Source organism: Longimicrobiaceae bacterium (assembly GCA_035936415.1).
Taxonomy (GTDB): Bacteria; Gemmatimonadota; Gemmatimonadetes; order Longimicrobiales; family Longimicrobiaceae; genus JAFAYN01.
Genome location: DASYWD010000547.1, coordinates 1 through 7,488 on the forward strand (window position 1 = coordinate 1; position 7,488 = coordinate 7,488).

General features: G+C 68.1%; 7 protein-coding genes. 2 read left to right on the plus strand and 5 right to left on the minus strand.

The annotated features are described in order from the left end of the window. Positions 1–27: 27 nt before the first annotated feature. Positions 28–258, minus strand: coding sequence for a helix-turn-helix transcriptional regulator (locus VGR37_22035; GenBank protein HEV2150093.1), 231 nt, complete (start codon positions 256–258; stop codon positions 28–30). Between the two features lie 127 nt (positions 259–385). Here VGR37_22035 and VGR37_22040 point away from each other — a divergent pair, with 127 nt between their 5' ends. Beyond that, positions 386–1,312: a PD-(D/E)XK nuclease family protein gene (locus tag VGR37_22040; protein ID HEV2150094.1), complete on the plus strand. Its 927-nt coding sequence runs from the start codon at positions 386–388 to the stop codon at positions 1,310–1,312. A 100-nt stretch (positions 1,313–1,412) separates the two neighbouring features. Beyond that, positions 1,413–2,084 (plus strand): sigma-70 family RNA polymerase sigma factor, encoded by a 672-nt coding sequence (locus VGR37_22045; GenBank protein ID HEV2150095.1) that lies wholly within the window; start codon positions 1,413–1,415, stop codon positions 2,082–2,084. Positions 2,085–2,723: 639 nt separating this feature from the next. On the opposite strand, the gene VGR37_22050 is transcribed toward VGR37_22045, so the two are convergent. The 4 genes from VGR37_22050 to VGR37_22065 all read right to left on the minus strand — a co-directional run. Next, entirely contained in the window at positions 2,724–3,926 is a 1,203-nt protein-coding gene (locus VGR37_22050) for a type II secretion system F family protein (protein ID HEV2150096.1), read from the minus strand. Positions 3,927–4,050: 124 nt separating this feature from the next. Beyond that, complete coding sequence (locus tag VGR37_22055; GenBank protein ID HEV2150097.1) at positions 4,051–5,127, minus strand: type IV pilus twitching motility protein PilT; 1,077 nt, start codon at positions 5,125–5,127, stop codon at positions 4,051–4,053. A gap of 348 nt (positions 5,128–5,475) precedes the next feature. Further along, complete coding sequence (gene pilB / locus VGR37_22060) at positions 5,476–7,185, minus strand: type IV-A pilus assembly ATPase PilB (protein HEV2150098.1); 1,710 nt, start codon at positions 7,183–7,185, stop codon at positions 5,476–5,478. Between the two features lie 67 nt (positions 7,186–7,252). Beyond that, positions 7,253–7,488 (minus strand): helix-hairpin-helix domain-containing protein (locus tag VGR37_22065; GenBank protein HEV2150099.1); only part of this gene is annotated, 236 nt, incomplete at its 5' end.

A 7,488-nucleotide genomic window follows, 5' to 3' on the forward strand; every position in this document is an offset into this window, starting at 1 on the left:
TCCTGGCCCTGCTGCAAGGAGCGAGCGCTACCTGGCGTCGAGCGCCGCGCCGAACTCCGCCCAGGACACGCCGAGTGCCCGGAGGAGTCGACCCAGGCTGTGAACGGTGGGGCTCTTCTCCCCACGCTCCAGCTGCCCGACGTAGTTCCGGTGGATCTTGGCCCGCGCGGCGAGATCGATCTGGGTCAGGCCCCTCTGCTCCCGCAGCTCCCGCAACACCGAACCGAGCGCATCCTCCGGCCAGCTTTGCTCAGCCACGATTCCCCTCCCGCCCCACGCTCCACCCATACCCCTGAGAGGGCGTCCGTCCCCCTGGCGTGGTTCGCCCCCCGTGCCGCGCGTCCGTCCCTGTTCCGAGACACCCCCCATCTCGGAGCACCGGCGAATGCAGACGCCTCCAGCCTGGTCGCACACGCGAGCCGAGACCTTCCGGCTCTGCCGCCGACGCTACTTCTACCGGTACCACGCCGCATCGGTGGGCTGGCGCCAGGATGCGGACCCGCTCGCGAAGCGGGCGTACGCGCTGCGGCACCTGACCACGTTCGACCTCGTGCTGGGGATCGAGGTCCACGCGCGGGCACGCGAGCTCGCCTTTGCCGTCCGACGCCGCAGGGGGCTCCCCACGGCGGACGAGCTCCGCGCCCGCACCCGCCTCGCGCTGAACCGGGCCTGGGCGGCGACCGACGTGCGCGCCTTTCTCCGGGATCCGAAGCGCATTCCCATGCTCGCCGCCCGCTACTACGAGCGCGGGGTCGGTCCGGCCACTATCGAGCGGATCCGCGAGAAGCTCTCCCGAACGCACACGCACCTGATCGCATCCCCGGTCTGGGTGGAGCTGCGTGAAGCGGGACCGGCGGGGATCCACCTGGTCGACGCGCTCTCCGCGTTCCAACTGGGCGAGATCCCCGTCTACGCCGCTCCGGACCTCGTCTTCTCCCGTGCAGGGGACACCGTGATCGTGGACTGGAAGACTTCCTACGACCGGGACGCACGCGCACAGGTCGCGGTTTACGGGCTCTACATCCGCCACGTGCTCGGCGTGGCCTCGTCGGAGGGCGCGTACGTCGCGCGGGTGGTTCATCTGGTCGACGGCGATGAGACGACGTGGAACGTGACGGACACGGAGCTGGACGCGGCCGAGGAGCGGATCCAGGAGTCCAGCGAGGCGATGCGAGCCGCCGATGCGGCCGCGGCCGGACCGGCGTGGCGAGAGGCCTTTCCCCTGACCCGCCGCCGGGACCGCTGCGGGACGTGCCCCTTCTGGGAGTTCTGCGAGGGAGAGATCCGGGGGGAGGAGCCCCTCCCCGCATGAGGAGCACGGCGACCTGTAGGGCCCGCTCTCCTCCGGGTCATCGCGGATCCGCAAGCCGGTCGATTCCCGTCTGCGAAGCCTCCCCACTTCCGAATGGCGCATGAGCGACACCCGTCTCGCTGACCTCGCTCGCAAGGCTACCCGTGGCGACGGCAAGGCCATGGAAGCGCTCCTCACCGAACTTCACCCCCGCCTGCGCCAGTTCTACGCGGGCTGGCTCTTCCACCACCACCGGGACCCGGAGGTCATCAAGGACCTCGCCCAGGAGGCTCTCCTCCGGGTCGCGCAGCGGCTGGGGCAGTGCTGCGCCGAGGACGACGACTCGCTCGTCGGCTGGTGCATGACCCTGGCGCGGCGGATCGGAATCGACTTCCTACGCTCCTCCCGGAGCGACTGGGCGGTGCGCACCTTCGCCCGTGAGCTGGACCGGGACACGTCCGTACACGCGGAGCCCGGTGAGGCGGACCGGCAGCTCTTCGCCCTCCTGGAGGAGGTCCATGCTGCCCAGACCGAGACCGTCAGGAGCGTCCTCTGGCTTCGGCTCGTAGAGGGGCTCAGCTGGGACGAAGTCGGCTGTGCCCTGGCGACCTCTGCCGGCGCAGCAAAGGGGTTGTTCCAGCGCGCTCAGGCTCGCATGCGAAAAGACGTGCTCCAGCGGGTGGAACAGCTGCCTCCCCAGGTGCGAGCGGCGCTTGAGGGGCGGCTGATGCCGAGACGCCCGAGGCCTCGGCGGGCCGCCTTGACGACGGCGACCCGGGAGGTGTACGGTTGAGAGCGACAGCGTGCGAAGAGCCGGTGCCCCGAGCCCGAGGAGCCCTGTGGAGGAGAAGCCCGACCGTCCCGGTGAGCGCGGGCGCGACATCCTGGCATCGTACTTCCGCGTGCTTCGGAAGGCCGGGAAGCTCACTCCGCGCACCGACGCTGCGGACGACCCCGCGAGCGCTTCTGCGGAGCAAGATCCTCACGACGAGCCGGAAGCCACTGCCGAGGCAGTTCGGTTCGTTCTGGAGAGGCTGCCGCAGCCTCGCCCCACCACCGAGGGCAACCCGGAGTCCACGTAACCGCGGCCGTTCCTGCTCTGAAGCTCCTCCCGGCTGTACTCGCTCGTAGGACCGAATCCCTGCTCCTCTCCCAGAAACCGCCCCTCTCCTGCGTCTGCGCAGGAGGGGGCGATGCGTTCGAGCGGGGATTTTTGAGTGCTGTTGTAACGACCGTTTTTCGTCGGTTTCCCGAGGTGCCCCGCTCCGGAATTGCGGGTTTTGGGGAGCGTGGGGGAGGATGGGATGGGTGGGCGTCGCTCGCTAACCCATGGCCCTTGCGGCACTTGACTCGCGTGGAACGAATCAAATACCCGATTCGGAACGAATCAAATACCGCAAAGGGAACGAATCAATTACCTGCGAGGGCCGACCTACCCCTGCACCGCGTTGATCATGTCGAACATCGGCATGTACATCGCCACCACCATCCCGCCGATCACCACGCCCATGACCACGATCATGATGGGCTCCAGCACCGAGGTGAGGGCCGACACGGCCGCGTCCACCTCGTCGTCGTAGAAGTCGGCGATCTTGGAGAGCATCTCGTCCAGCCCGCCCGTCTGCTCGCCGACGTTGATCATCTGCACCACCATGGGTGGGAACACGCCCGACACCTTGAGCGGCTCCGAGATGGTGGCGCCGCCCGCGATGGAGGCCCGCGACGCCATGACCGCGTCGTGGATCACGCGGTTGCCGGAGGTGCGCGCCGTGATCTGCAGCCCCTCCAGGATGGAGACGCCGGACGACACCAGCGTCCCCAGCGTCCGCGTGAAGCGCGAAACCGCCGACTTCCGCAGCAGCACCCCCAGCACCGGCATCTTCAGGAGCAGCCGGTCGATCACCAGCTGCCCGCCCTCCGTCTTGTAGTAGCGCCGCAGCAGGAACACCCCCACGATGGCCGCCGCGATGATGACGAGGATGTAGCTCTGCAGGAAGGCGCTGGCCGCCAGCACCACGCGGGTGGGCATGGGGAGCGCGAGCCCGGCGTCCAGGAAGATGTTCGCGAACACCGGCACCACCTTCCAGAGGAGGATGGTGGTGGCCGCGATCACCACGAAGAGCATCACCGCCGGGTAGGTCATGGCGCCCTTGATCTTGCGGACCAGGGCGTCGTTCTTCTCCAGGAAGGTCGCCAGGCGGAGCAGGATCACGTCCAGGATGCCGCCCGCCTCGCCCGCGGCCACCATGTTCACGTACAGCTCCGTGAAGATCTGCGGGTGCTTGCGCATGGAGTCGGCGAGCGTCTGCCCGGACTCGATGTCGTGCAGCACCTCCGTGGTGATCTTGCGGAAGCGCTTGTTCTCCGTCTGCTCCGCCAGGATGGAGAGGCTCTGCACCAGCGGGAGGCCGGAGTTGATCATCGTCGCGAACTGGCGCGTGAAGATCACCACCTCGCGCGTGCTGACGCCGGAGCCGAAGCTGATCTCCAGGTCTTTGGCCTTGGGGCGGACGGCAACCGGGATCAGCCGCTGCCGGCGCAGGAACGCGACGACCTCGTCCCTGCTGGGGAGGTCGATCTCCCCGGCCTGGATGTCGCCGGAGAGGCTACGGGCGCTGTAGGTGAAGACGGGCATGGAGAACCGCAGGTTACAGGGAACAGGGAACCGGGGACAGGGGACGGCAACGGGTTCGGAACCCGCTCACCAGCGCGCTCTCCCCACCCTCGCACTCACGCACTTCGCACTCACGCACTCGCCGTCACGCCGGTACGGGCTCGCCGACCATCCGCAGGAACTCCGTCTGGTCCGACGAGTGCTTCAGGCACTCCTCCAGCGCCACCTCGCGCTGCATGTAGAGCTGGTAGAGCGCGTCGTTCAGCGTCTGCATCCCGTGCTTCTTCCCGGCCTGCATGGTGGAGTAGATCTGGTGCACCTTGTCGTCGCGGATGCAGGAGCGCACCGCCGGCGTGCAGACCATGATCTCCGCGGCCATGGCCCGGCCCCGGCCGCGCGCCTTGGGAAGGAGCTGCTGCGTGAGCACCCCCTCCAGCACGAAGGCGAGCTGCGCGCGCACCTGCGGCTGCTGGTGGGCGGGGAAGACGTCGATGACGCGGTTGATGGTCTCCGCGCACGAGTTGGTGTGCAGCGTCGCCAGGCAGAGGTGGCCCGTCTCGGCGATGGTGAGCGCCGCCTGGATCGTCTCCAGGTCGCGGAGCTCGCCCACCAGGATCACGTCCGGGTCCTGCCGTAGCGCGTACTTCAGCGCCCGCGAGAAGCTCTGCGTGTCCGCGCCCACCTCCCGCTGGTTCACCATGCAGCCCTGGTGGCGGTGGATGAACTCGATGGGGTCCTCGATGGTGAGGATGTGCCCCTTCCGCTCCTTGTTGATCTTGTCGATCATCGCGGCCAGCGTCGTGGACTTCCCCGAGCCCGTGGGGCCCGTCACCAGCACCAGCCCGCGGGGCCTCTCCGCCAGCTTCTGCACCACCGGCGGGAGCTTCAGGTCCTCGAAGGTGAGGATCTTGAAGGGGATCTGGCGGATCGCGAGCGCCACGCAGCCGCGCTGCCGGAACACGTTGCCGCGGAAGCGCGCCAGGTTCTGGATCCCGAAGGAGAAGTCCAGCTCGTCCTCCGTCTCGAACCGCTTCTTCTGGTTCTCGGTGAGGATGGAGTAGGTGAGCTGCAGCGTGTCCTTGGGGGTGAGGATGTAGTCCCCGGAGCTGTCGGTGATCGAACCGTCGATGCGGAGCTTGGGGCGCTCCCCTGCCGTGACGTGCAGGTCGGAGGCGCCCCGCTCGATCATCTCTTCCAGGAGGGCACGGAGGTTCAGGCTCATGGCGTCGGGCTGGGGTTGCTGCGGAAGTTTCGGGCCGGGGCCGCGCGACGGGCCCGGCAGGATGCAACGAGCCTTGCGGCTTGCAAGGGGGCCGGTTCGCGGAAGGCCAGCGAATGCTTGCGAACCCGGGTTTCTGGGGGGGTGAAGACCAAGATCCGTGCCGGACGAGGGGAAGTGCGAAGTGCGAGGTGCGACGTGCGGTCGTACGCTGTCGAGGCCGGAAAACTCTGCCGCACCGGAACGATGTGCCGCGTCCGGAGCCGGCGCAAACGAAGAGTGCGAGAGGCCCCCGCTACCGGAGGGGCACCCTCGCACTTCGCACTTCGCACTTCGCACTCCCGCACTCTTCTACCCTGCCGTCTCCTTGATGACCTCCTCCAGCGTGGTGATCCCGCGCCGCACCTTGAGCATCCCGTCCATGCGGAGCGTAAGCATCCCCTCGCTGATCGCCTGCTTCTGGAGCTCGGCGGTGGAGGCGCCCTGCAGGATCATCCGGCGCAGGGCGGGGGACATCGCCATCACCTCGTAGAGGCCCTGGCGGCCCTTGTAGCCGGAGCCGTTGCAGGTGTCGCACCCCTTCCCCTTGAAGAAGGTGGTGGTCTCGATCTCCTCTTCCGTGAGCCCGGCGGCGCGCAGGTACTCCACGGGGTAGGTCGTCGGCTCCTTGCAGCCGGAGCAGATGCGGCGCAGGAGGCGCTGCGCGGTGATCAGGTTGACGGCGGAGGCCACGTTGAACGGCTCGATCCCCATGTCCACCATACGGGTGATGGTGGAGGGGGCGTCGTTGGTGTGCAGCGTGGACAGCACCAGGTGGCCGGTGAGCGCCGCCTTGATGGCGATCCCACCCGTCTCCAGGTCGCGGATCTCGCCGACCATGATGATGTTGGGGTCCTGGCGGAGGAAGGCCTTCAGCGCCGCGGCGAAGGTCATCCCGATCTCCGTGCGGACCAGCACCTGGTTGATCCCGTAGAGGTTGTACTCCACCGGATCCTCCGCGGTCATGATGTTGACCTCGGGGGTGTTGATCTGCGAGAGCGCGCTGTACAGCGTGGTCGTCTTCCCGGAGCCGGTGGGGCCCGTGACCAGCACCATCCCGTACGGGTTCATGATCGCCCGCATGAAGTCCTGCTCCGCCTTCGGCTCCATCCCGAACTTCTCCAGGTCGAGCGTCAGGTTGCTCTTGTCCAGGATCCGGAGCACGATCTTCTCGCCGAAGAGCGTCGGGAGGGTGGAGACGCGGAAGTCGATCACCCGGCGCCCCACCCGCAGCTTGATGCGCCCGTCCTGCGGGACGCGCCGCTCGGCGATGTTCAGGTCGGAGAGGATCTTGAAGCGAGAGATCAGCGCCGCCTTCATCTTGGGCGGTGGGCGCATGATCTCCTGCAGCACGCCGTCGATCCGGTAGCGGACCCGGACCTCCTTCTCGTAGCACTCGAAGTGGATGTCCGACGCCCCCTTCTGCACCGCGTCGGTGAGGATCCCGTTGATCAGCTTCACCACCGGCGCGTCGTCCACCGCCGCGGCCAGGGCGGTGACGCTGACCTCCTCCTCGCGCTCCTCCAGGACCTCCAGGTCGTCCTGGTCGAACTGCTTCAGGAGGTCGTTGATCCGCTCGTCCGACGACTCGTACTCCTTCTCGATCGTCTTCTTGAGGGTGAGCTCCCCCGCGATCACCGGCTCGATGTCGAAGCGGGTGATGAACTTCAGGTCGTCGATGACCCCCAGGTCGGTGGGGTTGGCCATCGCCACGGTGAGCATCCGGCCCACCCGCCGCAGCGGGAGCACCTGGTGCTTGCTGGCGATCTCCCCCGGGATCAGCTTGAGGACCTTGGGGTCGAGCTTGACGCGGTCCAGGTCCACCGCGGGGACCCGGAGCTGCCGGGCCAGCGCGCGGACCATGTCCTGCTCGCCGACGAAGCCCAGCTTGACGAGGCTGAAGCCGACGCGGTTGCCGTTCTGCCGCGCGTCTTCCAGCGCCTTGGTGAGCTGCTCGCGCGTAACGATGCCGTCGTGGACGAGCTGGTCGCCGATGCGATCAGCCGGGGCGATGACTGCCATAGGAGTGGCCTGAAGGAGAAGTACCGCGGAGGGGTGACGCGAACGTTCGCCGCAGACACCAGCGCTGTCAAGGGGAAGCGCGCACCAGTGGCAGGAGGCGTGCCAGCGATTTTTTCCCGATCCCGGGGACCCGCTCCAGCTCCTCCGGAGCGCGGAAGCGGCCGTGCTCCGCCCGCCACGCCACGATGCGCCCGGCCAGCGCCGGGCCGATGCCGGGGAGCGCCTCCAGCTCCGCCGCCGACGCCGCGTTCAGGTCCAGCGGCCCCGCGGCCGCGGCCATAGTGGGCACCGCCACGCCCGCGG